The organism is Mesorhizobium sp. ES1-4, from assembly GCF_020164745.1.
GTDB lineage: Bacteria > Pseudomonadota > Alphaproteobacteria > Rhizobiales > Rhizobiaceae > Mesorhizobium.
On the sequence record NZ_JAIUGV010000004.1, the window covers coordinates 246,227 to 266,791 of the forward strand.

At 63.7% G+C, this 20,565-nt stretch carries 22 protein-coding genes; 9 read left to right on the forward strand and 13 right to left on the reverse strand.

Going from position 1 to position 20,565, the window contains the following annotated elements; all coding sequences use genetic code 11:
* Positions 1–14: 14 nt before the first annotated feature.
* The 8 genes from radA to rpsF all read right to left on the reverse strand — a co-directional run bounded on the left by radA (position 15) and on the right by rpsF (position 7,697).
* Positions 15–1,418 (reverse strand): DNA repair protein RadA, encoded by a 1,404-nt coding sequence (gene radA / locus LB556_RS09425; RefSeq protein ID WP_224566388.1) that lies wholly within the window; start codon positions 1,416–1,418, stop codon positions 15–17.
* Positions 1,419–1,502: 84 nt separating this feature from the next.
* Positions 1,503–2,993, reverse strand: coding sequence for a replicative DNA helicase (locus LB556_RS09430; RefSeq protein WP_224566389.1), 1,491 nt, complete (start codon positions 2,991–2,993; stop codon positions 1,503–1,505).
* Positions 2,994–3,232: 239 nt separating this feature from the next.
* Positions 3,233–4,204: a small ribosomal subunit Rsm22 family protein gene (locus LB556_RS09435; RefSeq protein ID WP_224566390.1), complete on the reverse strand. Its 972-nt coding sequence runs from the start codon at positions 4,202–4,204 to the stop codon at positions 3,233–3,235.
* A gap of 3 nt (positions 4,205–4,207) precedes the next feature.
* A complete protein-coding gene (locus tag LB556_RS09440) occupies positions 4,208–4,531 on the reverse strand; it encodes a YnfA family protein (RefSeq protein WP_224566391.1) in 324 nt (107 codons plus the stop codon).
* Positions 4,532–4,621: 90 nt separating this feature from the next.
* Entirely contained in the window at positions 4,622–5,986 is a 1,365-nt protein-coding gene (locus LB556_RS09445; protein WP_224566392.1) for an SAM-dependent methyltransferase, read from the reverse strand.
* Between the two features lie 176 nt (positions 5,987–6,162).
* Positions 6,163–6,747 carry a 50S ribosomal protein L9 gene (rplI, locus tag LB556_RS09450; RefSeq protein ID WP_224566393.1) on the reverse strand — a complete coding sequence of 195 codons (585 nt, stop codon included), beginning with the start codon at positions 6,745–6,747 and terminating at the stop codon, positions 6,163–6,165.
* Between the two features lie 213 nt (positions 6,748–6,960).
* Positions 6,961–7,209, reverse strand: coding sequence for a 30S ribosomal protein S18 (gene rpsR / locus LB556_RS09455; protein ID WP_006203718.1), 249 nt, complete (start codon positions 7,207–7,209; stop codon positions 6,961–6,963).
* On the reverse strand, positions 7,209–7,697 hold the full coding sequence (gene rpsF / locus LB556_RS09460) for a 30S ribosomal protein S6 (protein WP_224566394.1): 489 nt from the start codon (positions 7,695–7,697) through the stop codon (positions 7,209–7,211). The genes rpsR and rpsF overlap by 1 nt, the downstream gene beginning before the upstream one ends.
* Positions 7,698–8,174: 477 nt before the next feature.
* Between rpsF and LB556_RS09465 the strand changes: the two genes are divergently transcribed.
* On the forward strand, positions 8,175–8,357 hold the full coding sequence (locus LB556_RS09465) for a hypothetical protein (protein ID WP_224566395.1): 183 nt from the start codon (positions 8,175–8,177) through the stop codon (positions 8,355–8,357).
* Positions 8,358–8,368: 11 nt separating this feature from the next.
* Positions 8,369–8,539, forward strand: coding sequence for a hypothetical protein (locus LB556_RS09470; protein ID WP_224566396.1), 171 nt, complete (start codon positions 8,369–8,371; stop codon positions 8,537–8,539).
* Positions 8,540–8,591: 52 nt separating this feature from the next.
* Here the strand turns inward: LB556_RS09470 and LB556_RS09475 are convergent, their stop codons facing one another.
* Positions 8,592–10,523, reverse strand: coding sequence for an LTA synthase family protein (locus tag LB556_RS09475; protein ID WP_224566397.1), 1,932 nt, complete (start codon positions 10,521–10,523; stop codon positions 8,592–8,594).
* Between the two features lie 276 nt (positions 10,524–10,799).
* Here LB556_RS09475 and fabD point away from each other — a divergent pair, with 276 nt between their 5' ends.
* The 7 genes from fabD to gmk all read left to right on the forward strand — a co-directional run bounded on the left by fabD (position 10,800) and on the right by gmk (position 17,387).
* Positions 10,800–11,741, forward strand: coding sequence for an ACP S-malonyltransferase (fabD, locus tag LB556_RS09480; RefSeq protein WP_224566398.1), 942 nt, complete (start codon positions 10,800–10,802; stop codon positions 11,739–11,741).
* 57 nt (positions 11,742–11,798) lie between these two features.
* Entirely contained in the window at positions 11,799–12,536 is a 738-nt protein-coding gene (fabG, locus tag LB556_RS09485; RefSeq protein WP_224566399.1) for a 3-oxoacyl-[acyl-carrier-protein] reductase, read from the forward strand.
* Positions 12,537–12,746: 210 nt separating this feature from the next.
* Positions 12,747–12,983, forward strand: coding sequence for an acyl carrier protein (locus LB556_RS09490; protein ID WP_006203723.1), 237 nt, complete (start codon positions 12,747–12,749; stop codon positions 12,981–12,983).
* Positions 12,984–13,017: 34 nt separating this feature from the next.
* Complete coding sequence (fabF, locus tag LB556_RS09495; RefSeq protein ID WP_224566400.1) at positions 13,018–14,280, forward strand: beta-ketoacyl-ACP synthase II; 1,263 nt, start codon at positions 13,018–13,020, stop codon at positions 14,278–14,280.
* 99 nt (positions 14,281–14,379) lie between these two features.
* Positions 14,380–15,633: an endolytic transglycosylase MltG gene (gene mltG, locus LB556_RS09500; RefSeq protein ID WP_224566401.1), complete on the forward strand. Its 1,254-nt coding sequence runs from the start codon at positions 14,380–14,382 to the stop codon at positions 15,631–15,633.
* Positions 15,634–15,818: 185 nt separating this feature from the next.
* Positions 15,819–16,709 carry a YicC/YloC family endoribonuclease gene (locus LB556_RS09505; protein ID WP_224566402.1) on the forward strand — a complete coding sequence of 297 codons (891 nt, stop codon included), beginning with the start codon at positions 15,819–15,821 and terminating at the stop codon, positions 16,707–16,709.
* Positions 16,710–16,730: 21 nt separating this feature from the next.
* Positions 16,731–17,387 carry a guanylate kinase gene (gmk, locus tag LB556_RS09510; RefSeq protein ID WP_224566735.1) on the forward strand — a complete coding sequence of 219 codons (657 nt, stop codon included), beginning with the start codon at positions 16,731–16,733 and terminating at the stop codon, positions 17,385–17,387.
* A gap of 31 nt (positions 17,388–17,418) precedes the next feature.
* Here the strand turns inward: gmk and LB556_RS09515 are convergent, their stop codons facing one another.
* The 4 genes from LB556_RS09515 to LB556_RS09530 all read right to left on the reverse strand — a co-directional run bounded on the left by LB556_RS09515 (position 17,419) and on the right by LB556_RS09530 (position 20,546).
* Complete coding sequence (locus tag LB556_RS09515) at positions 17,419–17,655, reverse strand: DUF1330 domain-containing protein (protein ID WP_411908575.1); 237 nt, start codon at positions 17,653–17,655, stop codon at positions 17,419–17,421.
* Between the two features lie 68 nt (positions 17,656–17,723).
* The gene (gene rsmA / locus LB556_RS09520; protein ID WP_224566737.1) at positions 17,724–18,581 is read right to left on the reverse strand and encodes a 16S rRNA (adenine(1518)-N(6)/adenine(1519)-N(6))-dimethyltransferase RsmA; all 858 of its coding nucleotides are present in this window, start codon (positions 18,579–18,581) and stop codon (positions 17,724–17,726) included.
* A 2-nt stretch (positions 18,582–18,583) separates the two neighbouring features.
* The gene (pdxA, locus tag LB556_RS09525; protein WP_224566403.1) at positions 18,584–19,600 is read right to left on the reverse strand and encodes a 4-hydroxythreonine-4-phosphate dehydrogenase PdxA; all 1,017 of its coding nucleotides are present in this window, start codon (positions 19,598–19,600) and stop codon (positions 18,584–18,586) included.
* A gap of 13 nt (positions 19,601–19,613) precedes the next feature.
* Positions 19,614–20,546, reverse strand: coding sequence for a peptidylprolyl isomerase (locus LB556_RS09530; protein WP_224566404.1), 933 nt, complete (start codon positions 20,544–20,546; stop codon positions 19,614–19,616).
* Between the last annotated feature and the right edge of the window lie 19 nt (positions 20,547–20,565).

Below are 20,565 nucleotides of genomic sequence, written 5' to 3' on the forward strand. Positions count from 1 at the left end.
CCCGGCGAGCCGCGTTACTCTTCGTCGTCGGCACGGCTGCGCCGTGAGCCGGCTATGCGCGCCACGAGGTCGGCAAGCACGGTGGGCTGGAAAGCGCCGGCCCCGATCCCTCCAGCAAGTTCCTCGCTGCCCAAGGGCAGAACCGCGCTACCAAAACCCAGCTTTTCGGCTTCCTTGAGGCGCTGCTGCGCATGCGCAACCGGCCTCACCGCGCCCGAAAGGCTGATTTCGCCGAAATAGACGCAATCGGCGGGAAGGGCAAGACCGGTGAGCGAGGAAACCAACGCGGCGGCGACCGCCAGATCGGCCGCCGGCTCGCTGATGCGATAGCCGCCGGCTACATTGAGATAGACGTCATGCTGACCGAAGCGGACACCGCAATGGGCTTCCAGCACCGCCAGCACCATCGACAATCGCGCGCCGTCCCAGCCGACCACAGCCCGCCGTGGCGTGCCGAGCGAGGAGGGCGCGACCAGCGCCTGGATCTCGACCAGAACAGGTCTGGAGCCTTCCATGCCGGCGAAAACCGCCGCTCCCGGCGATTTCGCGTGCCGTTCGCCAAGGAAAAGTTCGGACGGGTTCGAGACTTCGCGCAGACCCTTGTCCGACATTTCGAAGACGCCGATCTCATCGGTCGGTCCGAAGCGATTCTTCACCGTGCGCAGGATGCGGTAATGGTGGCCGCCTTCGCCCTCGAAATAAAGCACGCCGTCGACCATGTGCTCGACCACGCGCGGACCCGCTATCTGGCCTTCCTTGGTGACATGGCCGACCAGCACGATCGCGGCACCCGTGGATTTCGCGTAGCGGATCATCGCCTGGGCGGCGGCGCGCACCTGGGTAACCGTGCCGGGCGCCGAATCGGCAAGGTCTGTCCACAGCGTCTGGATCGAATCGAGAATGACCAGATCCGGCCGCTTGCCGTCGGCGATCGTGGCCAGAATATCCTCGACATTGGTTTCGGCCGCGAGTTCGACCGGCGTCGACGCGACGCCGAGACGTTGCGCGCGCAGCCTGATCTGCGCGACGGCTTCCTCGCCCGAGACATAGACGATGCGGTGACCGCGCGAGGCGAGGGCGGCCGCCGCTTGCGTGAGCAGCGTCGACTTGCCGATGCCGGGATCGCCGCCGACCAGCAGCGCCGAGCCCCGGACGAAGCCGCCGCCGGTGGCGCGGTCGAGTTCGCCTATGCCCGAGACGATGCGCGGCGCGTCCTCGATGTCGCCCGAAAGCGTGGTCAGCACCACGGCCCGGCCCTTGCGGGCATTGCGCGTGTTGGCAGGCCCCGAGCCGATGCCGCCTGACGTGCCTTCCTCGACTAGCGTGTTCCACTCGCCGCAGGCATCGCATTTGCCGGCCCAGCGCTGATGCACCGAACCGCAATTCTGGCAGATGAACTGGACGCGGGATTTGGCCATCAGGCGCGGCCCGCGCATTCGGCCAATGAAAGCGGTCCCAAGGTCAGCGGTACAGCGTTGCGGAATGAGGCTTTTCTCAAGAGATCACTCAAACCTCTCCGCGATATGGTGCTCTTCGGCGAGATCGGAGAAGCGGGTGAATTCGCCGTGGAAGGCGAGCGTGACCGTGCCCGTCGGCCCGTGGCGCTGCTTGGCCACGATCACCTCGGCCTTGCCGCGCATTTCGTTCATCTCGTTTTCCCACTTGACGTATTCGTCGGTGCCGAGCTTCGGCTCGCGGTTCTTGAGGTAGTACTCCTCGCGGTAGACGAAGATGACGACGTCGGCGTCCTGCTCGATCGAACCCGATTCGCGCAGGTCGGAGAGCTGCGGGCGCTTGTCGTCGCGGCTTTCGACCTGACGCGACAGCTGCGACAGCGCGATGATCGGCACGGTCAGTTCCTTGGCCAGCGCTTTCAGCCCCGTCGTGATCTCGGTGATTTCCTGCACGCGGTTCTGCGATGACTTGGCGGAAGAACCCTGCATCAGCTGTATGTAGTCGATGACGATCAGGTCGAGGCCACGCTGGCGCTTCAGGCGACGCGCGCGGGCGGACAACTGAGCGATGGAAATGCCGCCAGTCTGGTCGATGAACAGCGGGATCTTCTGCATGGTCTGCGAACAGGCGACCAGCTTTTCAAAGTCCATTTCGCTGATTTCGCCGCGGCGGATCTTCGAGGAGGAGATTTCCGTCTGTTCGGAAATGATACGGGTTGCGAGCTGTTCGGACGACATTTCGAGAGAGAAGAACCCGACGACGCCGCCATTGGCCGCTTTGAACGAGCCGTCGGCCTGTTGCGCCGGCACATAGGCTTCCGCCACGTTGAAGGCGATGTTGGTGGCGAGCGACGTCTTGCCCATGCCCGGGCGGCCGGCAAGGACGATCAGGTCGGAGGGCTGCAGGCCGCCCATGCGGCGGTCGAGATCGCGCATGCCGGTGGCGAGGCCCGACAGGCCGCCGTCGCGCATGTAGGCGGCGTTGGCCATGTCGACCGCGGTCTTGACCGCGTCCGTGAAGCTTTCGAAGCCGCCGTCATAGCGGCCGGTCTCGGCCAGCTCGAACAGGCGGCGCTCGGCGTCCTCGATCTGCTCGGAAGGCGACATGTCGACGGGCGCGTCATAGGCGATGTTGACCATGTCTTCGCCGACGGTGATCAACGCTCGGCGCGTCGCCAGGTCATAGATGGCACGGCCGTAATCGGTGGCGTTGACGACGGTGACGGCTTCCACCGCCAGCCGCACGACATATTGCGCCACCGTCATGTCGCCGACCTTTTCGTCGGCCGGCAGGAAGGTCTTCAGCGTGATCGGCGTCGCCGCCTTGCCCATGCGGATCAACTCGGCCGCGACATCGAAGATCTTGCGGTGCAGGGGTTCGTAGAAATGGCCGGACTTCAGGAAGTCGGACACTCGGTAGAAGGCATCGTTGTTGACGAGGATGGCGCCAAGCAGAGCCTGCTCGGCCTCGATGTTGTTTGGCGATTCGCGATAGAGCGGTTGCTCCGCCACGCCGAATTTTCGCGCTGCCTCTGCCATGATGTCCCCGATTTAGAGCCCGCCCTTCGATATCAGAACTGGACAAGTCAGTGCTGACTTATCTGCAACAGTGACGGCTCAAGCCGCCTTGACGCTCGCGATTCACAGCCAAAATTTTTCCGTGGAAAGAATCACAATTGACTCGAATCGAGAGTTGCGGGTTTAGCCCTTCTCGAAGAAGAACAAAACAGGAAAACGGAAGCCGGGTTGACATCGGATTGCGGAGCCGTCGCGTCCTTTCATCCTTGTGCCAACATATCGCCCCAATCCGCACGCCGCGCCACCTTGAACGCGTCGCCGTCGCGTTTGGTGAAGAGTTTTTCCTCGACACTGCCGTCTGCCTCGCAGAGCTTGAGCGCAACCTTGCCGGAGCCGGATTTCGGCGGTGCGATGACCCGCGCGGCGTGGGAGGCAGCCGGCTGGCGCGAGGCGGCGACATAGATGAATTTCTCGTCTTCCCACGGCACCTCCGCCTCCTTGGCCAGCCGGTGCAGCCGCGAGCGGGCGACGCGGCGGGAAAAATGGCACCAGTCGGGAGGGTTGAGCGGGCATGGCGCTTCGTGCGGACAGGGCGCCAGCACATGCGCGCCGGCGCCGATCAACTGCTGGCGCACCGCCAGAATTCGCAGCCATCCCGCCGGCGTGCCCGGCTCGACGATAAGCAACGTGTCGGTCGTGAGCCGCCATAGACGGTCGACCATTTTGGGAAGGGATGCCGGCACGATCTCGTCCAGCACATAGGCGCATGTGACGAGGTCCGCCGGTTGCAGGTCGCCAAGGTCCGTCGTGGCATCGCCGGCCTGCCAGATGGTCCGGGTCGCGATTGCATCGGCGGCAAGCGTCTCGCCGATCTTGCGCACCGCGGCACTCGCCTCCAACAACGTGGCCAGTTCAAGTTCAGGCCAGAGGTCGCTGGTGGCCCAAAGTACCGTACCAGGGCCGGCGCCAACGTCGAGCAAGGTCGCGGGCGCGAAATCCGGCCGCGCTTCGGCGAGCGCATCGAGGCTGGCGCGGACAGCCGCGTAGGTGGCCGGCATCCGCGTCGTCAGATAGGCCTTGACCGCCATGTCCTGCGCCATGTGCAGGCGGCCGTCGCGCAGTTCGGCGCGGTAGCGGTCGGACAGGGTTTTCGCTGCCTGCTTCAGGTCCGGCAGCGGCACCTTCTCCAAAATGCGATCGACAGCCTGTCGAAGAGCGGCCGGCAGCTCCACGGCCTATGCCCCTCGCGGTGCAAGCAGGATGATCGAGGCGCCGGCCATGCAGAGCGCCGCACCGGCAAGGTCCCAGCGATCGGGCCGCACACCCTCGACCAGCCACAGCCAGGCGAGCGAGGCAGCGGTGTAGATGCCGCCGTAAGCGGCGTAGGCTCGGCCGGCCGCACTGGCGTCGACCAATGCCAGAAGCCAGGCGAACACAAGCAGCGAGGCAAAGCCCGGCACCAGCCAGAGCGGCGACTTCTCCAGCCGCCACCATGCCCACACCGAAAAGCAGCCCGCGATCTCGGCCAGCGCCGCGGCTGTGTAGAGGAGATAGGTCATGAAAAAGGCCTCGCGACGATCACGAGGCCTTTTTCGGGGCAGGAGCCTACAATGGCAAGCGCCAATAATGCATCCTGGCGGGCGCCGTTCCTATTCCGCCACCTTGCGTCGGCGGGCGGGCTTGGGCCGCTTCTCGACCGGAGCCGCCTCGCGACGGCCCATATCTTCACGGTGCTCCATATCTTCACGGTGCCCCATGTCTTCACGGTGCCCCATGTCTTCACGATGCCCCATGTCGCGCATTTCCAGCGCCTTTTCGCATTTGGCCATATAGTCGCGCGTCATCGGCAGCGTGTCGTTCTTCTTGGCGATCTGGAACTGGAAAATCACCAGGTCCTGCCAACGGAAGGCAGCCTCCGAGGCGGCCAGATAGAACTCCCACATACGGCAGAAGCGTTCGTCATAAATCGCCTTGGCCTTGTCGCGGTTGGCGGCGAATCGCTGACCCCAGTGCTTCAGCGTGTCGGCATAGTGGAGCCGCAGGATCTCGACATCCGTTACCACCAGACCAGACTTTTCGATCGCCGGCAGCACCTCGGACATCGCCGGGATGTAGCCGCCCGGGAAAATGTACTTGCGGATGAAGGCGCTGGTTGCCCACGGCACGCCGGAGCGGCCGATCGTGTGCAGGAGCATGACACCATCGGGCTTGAGCAAGGTTGCCGCCTTGTCGAAGAAGGTGCGGTAATGGTTGACGCCGACATGCTCGAACATGCCGACCGAGACGATGCGGTCGAAGCGTTCGTTGAGCTCGCGATAATCCTTCAGTTCGAAATGGACGTGGTTTTCCAGCCCTTGCGCATGCGCCCGGTCGGTGGCGACGCCATGCTGCTCGGTCGACAGCGTCACGCCCTGCACGTCGACGTCGAAGGCTTTGGCGAGGTAGAGGCCGAGCCCGCCCCAGCCGGAGCCGATGTCGAGCACCGTCTGGCCTGCCTTCAGCCTGAGCTTGGCGGCGATGTGGCGCTTCTTGGCGGCCTGCGCCTCGTCCAGCGTCATGTCCGGTTGCTCGAAATAGGCGCAGGAATATTGCATGTCCTCATCGAGGAAGAGCCGGTAGAGCTCGCCCGACAGATCGTAGTGGCGTTGCACGTTGCGGCGTGAGCGCGAGGTGGTGTTGATCTGCTGCAGCCGGCGGAAGGCGTGGCGCAGGCCCTCGATGGCTTTCGACCATGTCGCGTCGATGCCGCCGCTGCCCATGTTCTGGAAGGCAATGCGCATCAGTCCGAGCACGCCGCCTTCCAGAATGTCCAGTTCGCCGTCCATGTAGGCTTCAGGCACCGCCAGCATCGGATCGAAGGTGATGGCGCGCTCGGCATGCCGGGTCTTGATGTGCATGTGCACGAGCTCGCCGATGCCGTCGCCGAAGATGAATGTCGACCCCTTCGGCCCGGTCACCTTGAGACTGCCCGTGCGCACAAGGCGGTCGAGAACGCGCTTCAACAGAATATTCATGGTCCTATGTCCCCTCACGGTCAGACAGGCTGTCCTACTCTGCATCAATATGTAGGGTTTCGAAAAGTTCCTTTTGGCACAAAAAAGCCCGGGCGAGAGGCCCGGGCATTGGTCCAGAATGACTGGAAATCGGCAGGACGATCGGAGCGCCGGTTCGGCGCCCGGAACGCACGCGGTCAGGCGTTTTCTTCGCCGCCTTCGAATTCGGCATTCGGATCGAAGAAGTTTTCCGGCCGCGCATTGTCGTTGATGTCGTCGCCGTAAATGGCCTCGGCGGTGGTCAGCGTCTCGCCCTTGGCCTGGCGCTCGGCTTCTTCGGCCGTGCGGGCGATGTTGAGCGTGATGGTGACCTCGACTTCCGGGTGCAGCGCGATCGCCACATTGGTGAGGCCGATGGTCTTGATCGGCTGGTTGAGCTGAATCTGATTGCGGTTGACCGTGAAGCCTTCGGCGATCAGCAGGTCGGCGATGTCGCGCGTCGACACCGAACCGTAGAGCTGACCGGTCTCGCCGGCCGAACGCACCGCGATGAAGCTGTTGCCGTCGAGCTTTTCCGCGACCTGGGCCGCTTCCGACTTGCGCTCGAGGTTGCGGGCCTCGAGCTGGGCCCGCTGGCCTTCGAACTTCTTCTTGTTGGCTTCGTTGGCGCGCAGTGCCTTGCCCTGCGGCAGCAGGAAGTTGCGGGCAAAACCGTCCTTGACCTTGACGGTATCGCCCATCTGGCCGAGGCGGGAGACGCGTTCGAGAAGAATGACTTCCATGGTAATGTTCCTTTCGGTTGGGCGTCCGTCACAAGGCCGACGCCGAATTCTCTGGAACAGGTCAGGAAGCAAGGGGCGTTGCCGCCGGTGTCGCTGTCCTGCCTGTCGCGGCAGTTAGAGGTTTTTAACCTCAACTCGGGATTTGATGCCTAACCGGTCATGCCCGTCTTGGCCGGCGAGAGGAACGGGCGGCGAACCGCCCGTTCGAAAGAATTAGCGAACCACGTAGGGCAGCAAGCCGAGGAAACGGGCGCGCTTGATCGCCTTGGCGAGTTCGCGCTGCTTCTTCTGGCTGACGGCGGTGATGCGCGACGGCACGATCTTGCCGCGCTCGGAAATGTAGCGCTGCAGCAGACGCACGTCCTTGTAGTCGATCTTCGGTGCGTTGGCGCCGGAGAACGGGCAGGTCTTGCGGCGGCGATGGAAAGGGCGCCGGGTCGGGATCTGGTTGATGTCGACCATTATTCTGCACCCCCTTCAAAACCTTCGCGCGGACGGCGCGGACCACGGTCGCCGCCTTCGCGATCGCCGAACGAACGCGGGCCACGATCGCCGCGGTCGCCGAAGCTGCGCGCCGGACGATCGCCACGGTCGCGATCGCCGAAGCCACCGCGCTCGGAGCGCTCTTCGCGCTTCTGCATCATGGCCGAAGGGCCTTCCTCGTGCGCCTCGACCTTGATGGTCAGGAAACGCAGCACGTCCTCGGACAGGCCCATCTGGCGCTCCATCTCGTTGAGCGCTGCCGGCGGGCAGTTGAGGTCCATCAGCGTGTAGTATGCCTTCCGGTTCTTGTTGACCCGGTAGGTGAGGGACTTCAGTCCCCAGTTCTCGACCCGGCCGACGGATCCGCCATTCGCCGCGATGACGCCCTTGTACTGTTCGACAAGCGCATCGACCTGCTGCTGCGAGAGGTCCTGCCGGGCAAGAAACACATGTTCGTAAAGAGCCATTATGTCTTGGTGCCTTTCTTCGTTTCTCTCCCGGTTCCCGGCGGCAAAAGCCTCTGCAACTTCTCTGACCCGCGTGTGCCTCGAAAGGCGCGGGGAAGAAAGGAGCATGACGAGACGGTCGAGAGCGGAGACACGGGAGGCGGAAGCGCTTCTGGCTTCACACGAAGGTTATCGAAAAAACCTCCGGCCCTCCGTTCAGCCCCCAGCTGGGACCGGCAGATTGGCGGCGTCTATACAGCAATCCACTGATAAGGCAAGGGCAAGCAGCGTCTTCGATGTCGCAGCCACCGGAAAATCACGCCGCCGCGCCGGCAAGGCCAGACGATTTCCCGGCAACCTACCCTTAACCACTATGTCAGGTTGTACAGGGTTGTCCTGCACCGTCAACGACCGATTCATCATGGAAGGCGCACAAGCCCTGCGGGTCCTGTCACCCGCGCCGCCCTACACCGATGGGCGCCATGGAAGACGCCCGGCGTGAGCAAGATCGTGCTCTTGCTCACCGATGGTGAGAACGTCGTCTACGGCGCCAGCCAGCAGCCCACGAAATCCGACTACACGTCCTATGGCTATCTGGCTGGCGGCCGTTTCGGGTCCGACAACCAGACGACCGCGGCCCGCAATGTCGATGCTGGACCAAGAGCGTGTGCACGCAGTTGAAGAGCTAGGGCGTGCAGATCTACACGATGGTGCTGCAGTCCAACACGGCGGCCAACCGCACGCTTTACAGCGCATGCGCCACCGACCCGAGCGACTATTATGCGGTCAACGATCCGGCCAAGCTGCCGAACATTTTCCTGCAGATCGCCAACAAGTTCTCGAAGTTGCAACTGACGAATTGAGCGCCCGATATCGAGGGCGCCCGCATTACCTCATCCGAGCGGATCGAGACCTTCAACTCGTCGTATGGGCGACGACCTTGTTGACCGTCTCGGGGAAGAAGTCGGGCGCGGCATGGCGCTTGCCGAACATCATGTCGTACTGGATCAGCCGGAAATCCTGGATCGCCGGGTCGATCTCCTCCTGACGCGACCAGTCGGGCGTGGCCGCGCCGGCCGGAGTAAGCAGCAGATTGCGGTCGACAACGCGATAGCGCTCCCGCATCTCGCCTAGGAAGCCAGTGTAGTAAGGGTGGGTGATGCCCGCCGCGGTGAGGATATGATAGGGCAGGAAAGCAGGGCTCACCGCCCCCAGGTTCTCGACCGGGCCTGAGCGATTCGACCAGATGATCAGTGGTGTCGCGTGATGTTCGAGAGCGGCCTCCGGCGTCGCTTCCTTGCGTGGAGCGACGTTGTCCTTCATGAAGCCGGTCTCGACATAGACCGGTCCAAGTGGCGGCAGATGGTCACCGAAAAAGACGACAATCGTTTGCCGCTCGCGCGTCTTGGCCCATTCGACCAGCCGTTCGAGGCCGCGGTCCGCGTCGGCTGAACCCTCGGCATAGGAGAGCAGCGACTCACGCGCCCACGGGCTGATCGGGGCTTGCACCGAGTGGGTCGGGTTGGAATAACGTTTCGGTTCATAGGGGCCGTGGTTCTGCAGGCTGACCGCGAAGAAAAACACGGGGTCGTCGCTGGCATCGGCTTCCCGGATGATCTCGTCCGTCATCGCGGCGTCGGATGCCAGCGGTCCGCGTTTTTCCATGGGCGGCAGCGTTTCTTCCGATTTGAAGTCGTTGAAACCGAAATCGGCATAGACCGCGCCGCGATTCCAGAACCAGTTGGTGCCTGGGTGGATGGCGCGTGCCTTATAGCCTTCGCTCTTCAGGAAGGTCGCCATCGACGGTGTCGGGGTGCGCACATATTGCTGGTAGGGGATGCTGCCGGCCGGCAGGAAAGCATTGGAAAAGCCGGTCAGCGCCTCGAACTCGATATTGGCGGTCATGCCGCCGAATTCGGGTGAGAACATCGAGCCCGACCGGAGCGCCCGCACATTGGGGATCGGATCCGGGGTGATGGAGACGCCGGGCAGCTTGGTCGGATCCCAGAAGGATTCGCTCATGACGACGATGATGTCTGGCTTCTGAGCCGGCGCCGAGGCGGTCACGTGGGGCCTTTCGATTGCCGCGATCGCCTTTTCGGAATAGCCGGGCGGGGCCGAGACATGTGCCATCGGCACGTTGAGTGCGAAGGCGAGCGCAAAGCCGTTGGAGGCGTAGTTTTCCTTCTGGTCCCACATGATGGGGATGATCTGCAGCCGGTCCCTCGTCCAAGAGAAGGTAGCGTAGTCCATGATCGAGACGAAAAAGGCGAGCAACGGCACCGCCAGCGTCAGCCGGGCAAGGCGGCCCTTGTGGCTGAGGGCTGGAACCTTGCGGCGCCATAAATGCCAGCCGTAGACGAGCAGGGAAAGGCCGGCCACGATGCCCACGACCATGGCGAGCGCAGTCATCGGCCGATCGCGCACTAGGAGCGGCAGCAGGGCGAAAATCTGGCGGGCGTACAGGAAGTCCGTCGGATAAAGCGGATCGCCCAGATAATGCGACTTCTGGTGGCCGACAAAGGCCAGCGACAGGGTCAGCGGCGCGACGATCATCAGGCTTTGATGACTGCGGCCGAGCACGGCATCCAGGCCGATCAGGACCAGCGCGAATACGACGATGGTGGTCCAGCCGGGCTTGAGCGGCTGCAGGAAGAAGGAAACGGTGCCGGGGACATCACCACGCACGATCAGTTCGATGGCGAACACCAGGATAGCCGAGATCGCCAGACTGACCAGCCCGTAGCGCACGACCGGCCATCTCCGGCCCGGCAGGTAGCCGGTGGACGGATCGTCTTCCAGGAACTGCGGCGCGGCGTTGCCGGCACGTTTCAAATTCTTTGCCACTTAACTTTCCACTCAAAGACAACCCACGTCATCCGATTGTCATATAAATGTCACGAAAAGCTAGCGCCTGCAGCGGAAATAAGAAGAGCCAGCAAACGATTCGTGAGCGGTTTTCATCAGGTGTGATCGCCAAAAAGCCCTTTCGGAACAGGCGCTCGCGCGGGGATACGGCCTTCGGCATGGGCTGAAGTGGCTTGACTTGGCGGCCTGCCTTGCGTCACAGGCAGGGAAAATTCGTGGTATCAGGCAAACATAACTAGTCCGGGGAGCCCTCGCATGGCCGTCGCATTCACCTTTCCAGGACAAGGAAGCCAGGCTGTCGGCATGGGCCAGGATCTCGCCGATGCCTTTCCCGAGGCGCGCAGGGTGTTCCAGGAAGTCGATGACGCGCTCGGCGAAAACCTGTCGAAGCTGATCTGGGAAGGTCCGGAAGCGACCTTGACGCTGACGGCCAACGCGCAGCCGGCCCTTATGGCGGTGTCGCTGGCGGCGATCAGGGCGCTTGAAGCGCGCGGTTTCTCGCTGAAGGACAAGGTCGCCTATGTCGCCGGCCATTCGCTGGGCGAATATTCGGCACTCGCCGCCGCCGGCTTCGTTTCTATTGCCGACGCCGCCCGCCTGTTGCGCATTCGCGGCAACGCCATGCAGGCGGCCGTGCCGGCAGGCGAGGGCGCCATGGCGGCGATCATCGGGTTGGAACAGGCTGATGTCGAAGCTGCCTGTGCCGAGGCCGCGAAGGGCTCGATTTGCCAGGTCGCCAACGACAATGGCGGCGGCCAACTCGTCATATCGGGTGCAAGGGCCGCGGTTGAGCTGGCGGCGAAACTGTGCACCGAAAAGGGCGCCAAGCGCGCGCTGATGCTGCAGGTGTCGGCGCCGTTCCATTCGGCGCTGATGGCGCCGGCCGCCAATGTCATGCGCGAGGCGCTTGCCGGTGTTGCCAAGACCGCACCAGTCGTTCCCGTCGTGTCCAACGTATCGGTGCAGCCGTCGACCGATCCCGATGAGATCGCCCGGCGCCTTGTCGAGCAGGTGACCGGTCGCGTGCGCTGGCGCGAAACGGTGGAGTGGTTCGGCGCCAACGGCATCACTACGCTCTACGAGATCGGCGCCGGCAAGGTGCTTTCGGGACTGGCCCGCCGCATCGACCGCGACATCGCCACGGCCTCGGTAGGGTCGGCGGCCGAGGTCGAGGCGGCATTGGCGGCGCTTGCGTAAAACGCCGTTTGACGCCATCCCTATACGGGGTGCCTTCTTCTCAACCTGGAGACGAAAATGTTCGAATTGACTGGCCGCAAGGCGCTTGTCACCGGCGCATCGGGGGGCATCGGCGAGGCGATCGCCAGGGTGCTGCATGCGCAGGGGGCGATCGTCGGCCTGCACGGCACGCGCGTCCAGAAACTGGAGACGCTGGCCTCCGAACTGGGCGACCGCGTCAAGCTGTTTCCTGCCAACCTGTCGAACCGCGACGAGGTCAAGGCTCTCGGCCAGAAGGCTGAGGCCGATCTCGAAGGCGTTGACATCCTGGTCAACAATGCCGGCATCACCAAGGACGGCCTGTTCGTGCGCATGTCGGACGCCGACTGGGACACGGTGCTGGAGGTCAATCTCACCGCTGTTTTTCGACTGACCCGTGAATTGACCCACCCGATGATGCGCCGCCGTCATGGCCGCATCATCAACATCACTTCGGTGGTCGGCGTGACCGGCAATCCCGGCCAGGCGAACTACTGCGCCTCCAAGGCCGGTATGATCGGCTTGTCCAAATCGCTGGCGCAGGAGATCGCCACCCGCAACATCACCGTCAACTGCGTCGCTCCGGGCTTCATCGAATCGGCGATGACCGACAAGCTCAACGACAAGCAGAAAGAGGCGATCATGGCGGCGATCCCCACGAAACGCATGGGCACCAGTGCCGAAGTGGCGTCCGCCGTTGCTTATCTGGCTTCGAACGAGGCCGCCTATGTCACCGGGCAGACCATTCACGTGAACGGCGGAATGGCGATGATCTGAGCGGGTCCGGCAGCAACACCGCCGCGCTGTGAAAACCCGCCATTTCGGCTTGGACCTCGGCTATTTTTCGTGTAATGCGGCCCGCAACCCGGCGGTTCGGGCAAAAACCGGTTCGTGGCCGTTGCGTTTCCGGCAGGACCATCTTTCAGCTTGATTAGCGGCATTCCGCCCGCTAACGAAGACAGACAAACAAAAGACGAGGATGCCCAAATGAGTGACACCGCAGAGCGCGTCAAGAAGATCGTCATCGAGCACCTTGGCGTCGATGCCGACAAAGTGACGGAGCAGGCGAGCTTCATCGATGATCTGGGCGCCGACAGCCTCGACACGGTTGAACTCGTCATGGCGTTCGAAGAAGAATTCGGCGTCGAGATCCCCGACGACGCGGCCGAGACCATCCTGACGGTGGGCGATGCGGTGAAGTACATCGACAAGGCTTCGGCCTGACGCTTTTCGCAGTCATCACCGGGGAGGACCTGCGATGAGGCGTGTCGTCGTCACGGGCCTTGGCCTGGTTTCGCCGTTCGGCATGGGCTTCGAGCATGGCTGGAAGGAACTGCTGACCGGCCGCAGCGCCGCCAAGCGCGTCACCGAGTTCGAGGTGGACGATCTTGCCTGCAAGATCGCCCACGTCATTCCACGTGGCGACGGCTCCAACGGCACGCTCAATCCCGAGGCCATTCTTGAGCCGAAGGAACTTCGCAAGATCGGCGACTTCATCCTGTATGGGATCGCGGCCGCCGATGAAGCGTTGAAGGATTCCGGCTGGCGGCCTTCGACCGAAGAGGAGCGTTGCGCGACCGGTGTGCTGATCGGCTCCGGCATCGGCGGTCTAGAAGGCATCGCCGAAAACGCGATCATCCTCAAGGAACGCGGCCCGCGCCGCATCAGCCCGTTCTTCATTCCAGGAAACATCATCAATCTCGTGTCGGGCCAGGTTTCGATTCGACACGGATTGAAAGGCCCCAACCACGCTGTGGTCACCGCGTGCTCGACTGGCGCGCACGCCATTGGCGACGCCGCCCGGCTGATTATCTTCGGCGATGCCGACGTCATGCTGGCCGGCGGCGCCGAATCGCCTGTGACCCGGTTGTCGCTTGCCGGCTTCGCCGCCTGCCGGGCACTCTCGACCGAACGCAACGACACCCCGCAAACCGCCTCGCGGCCCTACGACCGCGACCGCGATGGCTTCGTCATGGGCGAGGGCGCCGGTGTCGTGGTGCTGGAGGAACTCGAACACGCCAAGGCGCGCGGCGCCAAGATTTATGCCGAAGTGACCGGCTACGGTCTGACCGGCGATGCCTATCACATCACCGCACCGGCCGAAGACGGCGATGGGGCCTTCCGTTGCATGACGGCAGCCTTGAACCGGGCAAAGCTCACGCCGGCCGATGTCGACTACATCAATGCGCACGGCACCTCGACCATGGCCGACACGATCGAACTCGGCGCTGTCGAGCGGCTGGTCGGCAATGCGGCGTCCAAGATTTCGATGTCGTCGACCAAGTCGTCGATCGGCCATTTGCTGGGAGCGGCCGGTGCGGCCGAAGCGATCTTTTCGATCCTCGCCATCCGCGACAATGTCGCGCCGGCGACCATCAATCTCGACAATCCCGAGCGCGAAACCGCGATCGACCTGGTGCCGAACAAGCCACGCTCCCGTCAGATCGACGTGGCCCTGTCCAATTCTTTCGGCTTCGGCGGCACCAACGCTTCGCTCGTCTTCCAGCGTTATAATGGCTGACCGAGCTGCCGGGCGGTGCTTTGGCGTGTCGTCAATTTTGCCATATTCGCTCCTACTCTGCCGTAGGGGATTCGTTGAGAGATCGAACGGCAGGGCGAAATGAACACAAATCCGGCGGGCAATGGAGAATTCGGGCAAAGGCCGGCGAATGCCGGGCCGATCGTGCCGAAGACAGCCAGCGAGGCACTGCGGCCGGAGGCCGGAACGCCGCCGCCGAAACGGTCGCGCGCTTCGCGCAGCCAGATCGTCGTGTTCATGAACTTCGTCATCTCCTCGGTGATACTGGTGGTTCTGGCGGCGGGCGTGGCCCTTTATTTCGGCAAGCAGGAGTTTACCGAACCCGGCCCTTCCGCCAATGGCGACACCTTCCTCGTCAAGCCCAACACTGGCGTCCAGGACATCGCCGACCAGCTTGAGCGCCGCGGACTGATCAGCGACGCCCGCGTATTCCGCCTCGGCGTGCGTGCCTTCGGCAACGATTCCGCGCTCAAGGCCGGCGAATACGAGATCAAGCCCAAGGCATCCATGCGCGACATCATGGAACTCCTGAAGAGCGGCAAGTCGGTGATGTACTCGCTGACCATTCCGGAAGGGCTGACGGTCGAGCAGGCCTTGCAGCGGATCGCCGACGAACCCACCCTGAGCGGCGACATGCCGGCGAAGGCGCCGCCCGAAGGCAGTCTTGCCACCGACACGCTGCGCTTCACGCGTGGTGCGACACGCCAGCAGATGGTCGACAAGCTGCTCGCCGATCAGAAGAAACTGGTGGATGAGGTGTGGCAGCGGCGCGCGCCGGATCTGCCCCTGGCCAACGTCGAGGACTTTGTCACCCTGGCCTCGATCGTCGAGAAGGAAACCGGCAAGGGCGACGAACGCTCCCGGGTGGCTGCTGTCTTCCTGAACCGGCTGGCCAAGGGCATGCGCCTGCAGTCCGATCCGACCATCATCTATGGTCTGTTTGGCGGCAAGGGCAAGCCGGCGGACCGCCCGATCTACCAGTCCGACATCCAGAAGCAGACGCCTTACAACACCTATGTGATCAGCGGCTTGCCGCCGACGCCTATTGCCAATCCGGGCCGCGCGGCGCTCGAGGCGGTGGCCAATCCGTCGAAGACCGACGATCTCTATTTCGTCGCCGACGGCACCGGCGGTCACGTCTTTGCCTCGACCCTGAACGAGCACAATGAAAACGTCGCCCGCTATCGTACGCTGCAGAAGAAGCAGGCCGATGAAGCAGCCAAGGCCGCCGCTGCCGCCGGTGCCGGCGGCAATACCGACAAGCCTGCTGATAACAGCGGTGGCACCGGCGGCGACAATGGCGATGCCGGCGGTGATGCGGGCGCGGCCCAGTAAGGTGAAGCCCAGTAAGGTGAAGCCCAGTAAGGCGAAGAAAGGCGTTGCCTGGAAGGGCGCGGCCTGACATTTGAAAGAACGCCAAGCGTCCGGGTTCGGCGCATTCGCGGCGTGGTGATTTTAAGCTGCATCTGCCCCTCCGGAAAACCGGTTTCGGGTTGAGGCGCCAGGGATGTGCAGGCGACATGAATTTGCAGAGCATGACCGGTTTTGCGCGCGCCGTCGCCGAGCATGACGGCACCTCGATTGCCTGGGAAGTCAAATCCGTCAACGGCAAGAGCGTCGAGGTGCGGCTGCGGCTGCCTCAGGGATTCGAGCGGCTGGAGCCTGTGGTCAGGCAAACGCTGCAGAAGCGTTTCGCGCGCGGCAATTTTCAGGCGGCGCTGACCATCGGCCGCGCCGCCGGCGCGCAGGCGCAACCTGTCGTCAACGAGGCGTTTCTGAAAGATCTCGCCGGCTTGGCCAAGCGGCTGCAGGAGCAGTTCGGAGTTGCTCCCGCGACGGCTGACGGGTTGCTGTCGCTGCGTGGTGTGCTCGACGTTCCCGAAGCCATCGAAACCGAAGAGGCGCGGGCCGCGCTCGACGTCGCCATCATGGCCGCACTCGATGTGGCGCTGAAGGGCCTGGAACAGGCCCGGCAAGGTGAAGGCAGTGCGCTGGCCCTGCTTTTGTCCGGCCATATCGACACCATCGAGGTACTGACCCTGCGCGCGGAAGCGGATCCGTCACGCGATACGGCGGTGATCCGCGAACGCATCGCCGAGCAGGTCAGGCTGCTGATGGAGGCATCCGCCAACCTGGATGCAAACCGTCTGCACATGGAGGCGGCTTTCCTTGCCACCAAGGCCGACATTCGCGAAGAGATCGACCGGCTGAAAACGCATGTCGCGTCTGGCCGGGCCTTGCTCGAGAGCGGCGGCGCCGTCGGCCGCAAGCTCGATTTTCTGGCACAGGAATTTAACCGCGAATCAAATACGCTGTGTTCCAAGTCGAATGCCGCGGCGGTCACAGCGATCGGGCTGGAACTGAAGGCCGTTGTCGACCAGTTTCGTGAACAGGTCCAGAATCTGGAGTAGCCGATGGTTGCCAAGGAACCTATGGTGCCCAGAGATTTGGGATCCCGTATCCGCCGCCGGGGATTGATGCTCGTGCTGTCGTCACCATCGGGTGCCGGCAAGTCGACGATCGCGCGCAACCTTCTGGAGAGCGATGCCGGCCTCGAACTTTCGGTCTCGGTCACCACGAGGCCACGCCGCGGCTCGGAAATCGAGGGCGTTCACTACCACTTCCGCACGATGCGTGAATTCGAGCGGCTGCGCGACTCGGACGCGCTGCTCGAATGGGCGGAAGTGCACGGCAACTGCTACGCGACACCGCGCGAGCCGGCCGAACTGGCGTTGGCGCAGGGGCGCGACATGCTGTTCGACATCGATTGGCAGGGTGCTCAGCAGCTCAAGGAGAAGATGCGCGCCGACATCGTCTCGATCTTCATCCTGCCTCCCTCGATGAAGGAATTGAAGGCGCGTTTGAAGCGCCGCGCCGAGGACCAGGAAGCGGTGATCGAGACGCGGCTGAAGAACGCCCGCAACGAGATCGAGCACTGGAAGGAATATGACTTCGTCATCGTCAATGACGATCTCGACCGTGCCTTCGCCGAAGTGCGCGGCATCGTCGTGGCCGAGCGGCTGCGGCGCGACCGCCGGCCCGGTCTCTTCGATTTCGTGTCGGGATTACTGGACGAGAAGACAGTCTAACGCTGGTCAGGCGCCATGCCATCCACCAGGATCAGATGTCGACTGAGCGCGGCGTCGCGCACATCCAGCGCCGCGCTTGCTCGATGTCAGGAAATTCGACGACGATCAGCGGCCCAGGATGCCACTCGCCTTCCAGCGCATCCACCTCGCCGCCGCTCACCAGATAACGCCCGCCATACTGTGCGACAGAGGCTGCGGCACGCGAGCGGTATGTCTGGAAAGCCGCTTCGTCACGGATCGTGACATCGGAAATGATATAGGCAGGCATTCTGGTTCTCCGGCATGTTCGCCGGACCATCTATGTCTTGATCGCGGCAATTCCAGGCTTGCCGGCGCTCACACCGCGTTCGTCAGCCGGACAAATTCCTCCACGCTCAGAGTTTCCGCTCGCCGGGTAGGATCGATACCCGCGCGTTCGAGCAGGGCCTCGCCGCCGAGGCTTTTCACACTTTGCCGAAGCATCTTCCGGCGTTGGCCGAAGGCGGCTTCCGTGACGCGGCCGAGTTTCTTCACATCGGCCGGCAAGGGTGTCGTGCGCGGTTCCAGGTGCACCACCGAAGAGGTGACCTTGGGCGGTGGCGTGAAGGCCTGGGGCGGGACGTCGAAGGCCATCCTGGCCTGCGTGCGCCAGCCGGCGAGCACACCCAGCCTGCCATAGGCATCGCTGTCGGGGGCCGCGACGATGCGCTGGGCGACCTCACGCTGGAACATCAGCGTCATCGAGGCGTAGAAAGGAGGCCAGTCCGCGACCGTCAGCCATCGGACCAGCAGTTCCGTGCCGACGTTGTAGGGCAGGTTGGCCACGATCCGGACTGGACCGTGGCCAACCTGCCCTACAACATCGGCGGCAGCTTCCGAGGCGAGGGCGGCGAAGTCGGTCTTCAACGCGTCGCCCGAAATCACCTCCAACCGACCCGGGTAATGGGCGGAGACTTCCGCAAGCGCTGCCAGACAGCGTTCGTCGCGCTCGATGGCGACGACCCGCCGGGCGCCGTTGGAGAGCAGCGCCCTTGTCAGACCTCCGGGCCCAGGCCCGACCTCGATCACCGTGGCATTTGTCAGGTCGCCGGCACTGCGTGCGATCTTGCCGGTCAAATTGAGATCGAGCAGGAAGTTCTGGCCAAGCGCCTTTTTTGCCTGCAGCCCATGGCGCTCGATGACGTCGCGCAGCGGCGGCAGCCCATCGATGCTCATGCTCATACGGTGACGGCCCTTGCGTCGATGTCAGCCAGTCTTCTGGCAAGCTTCAGCGCCGCGATCAGGCTGTCCGGTCGCGCAACGCCCTTGCCGGCGATGTCGAAGGCGGTGCCGTGGTCGGGCGAGGTGCGGATGAAGGGTAGGCCCAGCGTGACGTTCACCGCCTCGTCGAAGGCCAGCGCCTTGGCCGGGATCAATGCCTGGTCGTGGTACATGCAAACCGCAACGTCGTAACTTGCACGCGCCCGGGCATGGAACAGCGTGTCGGCGGGCAGTGGCCCGAAAGCATCGATGCCTTCAGCGCGCAGGATGTCAACCGCCGGGCGCACGACATGCTCGTCTTCCAGGCCCATGGAGCCGCCTTCGCCGGCATGCGGATTGAGGCCGGCAACGGCGAGCCGCGGCCTGGCGATGCCGAAGCGGCTGGCGAGGTCGGCTGCGGTGATGCGCGCGGTCGCGACGATCAATTCGGTGCTCAGGGCCTTCGGCACCTCGGCCAGAGCGATGTGGATGGTGACGGGAACCGTGCGCAGGTCCGGGCCTGCCAGCATCATCACCGGCATCGCTTCGACGCCACTGTGACGAGCCGCAAGATGCGCCAGATATTCGGTGTGGCCGGGAAAACGGAAGCCGGCGTCATAAAGCGGCTTCTTGGCAATCGGGCAGGTCACCACGGCAGCGGCCTCACCGGCAATGCAGGCCTCGACCGCGCGGTCGATCGCTTCGATGGTGCCGGCTGCATTGGCCGGGTCGGGCCGACCGGGGCTGTCGATGAAGCGCGCCGCCAGGGGGACGATCGGCAAGGCGCGGCCAAAGACCTCGATGGCCTGCACCGGCGTCACTTCCTGGACAGGCAGCGAAACGCCAAGGTGGCGCGCGCGCGCGGCGACCACCGCCGGGTCGCCCAGCAGGTAGAAGGGCGGCAAGCCGACAGCGGCCCGCGCGAGGAAGGCGGCGATGGCGATTTCAGGGCCGATACCGGACGGATCGCCGACGCTCAAAGCCAGCGCAGTCATCGCGCTGCTCACGTCAGCGCTTGACGATGCGGGCTTTCGCCTTCAGCTCTTCGACATATTTCTTGCTGAGATCGTCGGCGGCCTTGTCGTTGGAGCCTTCGCTCTGGAACACCATCTGGGCCGTCTTGTCGTCGGACACTTCGCGCGACGAGCAGATGCCGATGAATTCGACGCCGCGATCGGTCTCGCGCGTGACGGTGGCGCCACCGACCTTGGTCGCCTTGATCTGCTCGGCCCAGTCCGGCGGCAACTGCGGCGCCAGAACCCGGCCGAGATCGCGAACGGTGACGTCGATCAGGCCCTTGGCGAATTCGCGCGTCGTGTTGCAGCCGTTGAAGCGGGCACGCATGGCGTCGGCCTCGCGCTTGCGTTTGGCCAGCGTCGCGCTGCGTTCGGCTGGCGGCACGACGAAGATGACCTGCTGCAGCATGTATTCCATGGCGCTCGGCTTGGCTCCGCCCTTGTCGAGCATGCGCCGCACCGCGTCCTGCTCGGTCACGCTGCCACCTTCGCCGGAACGGTAACGCGCGCTCAGGGCCTGGTTCCATGCCATCTGGGCGCGGATGAACTCCTTGAAATGATCCTTGCCGACACCCGACTTTTCCATGACGCCGTCGAGCTGGCCGAGCTGCATCTTGTTGTTGGTGGCAAAGCGCTGGTAGGCGGCCTCGACCTGGGCATCGCTGATACGGATGCCAAGCCGTCTGGCCTCGGCGACGCGCAGCGTCTGGTCGATCATTTCCTGGGCAGCGTCGCCCTTCTTGCGCTGCAGCTTCAGGAAGGCGGCGCGATGGGCGATATCGCCACTGGTGATTGCTATGTCGTTGACGACGTATTTGATCTCGCTGGCGAAAGCCGGCGGCGTCATAACGGTCATCGACACGGATGTCGCCGCCACAAGCAGCGCGAACCCTGCTGAAAAGAGGTATTTCCTCATCGTTGGCATCCCAATTCTAATCCGGCTC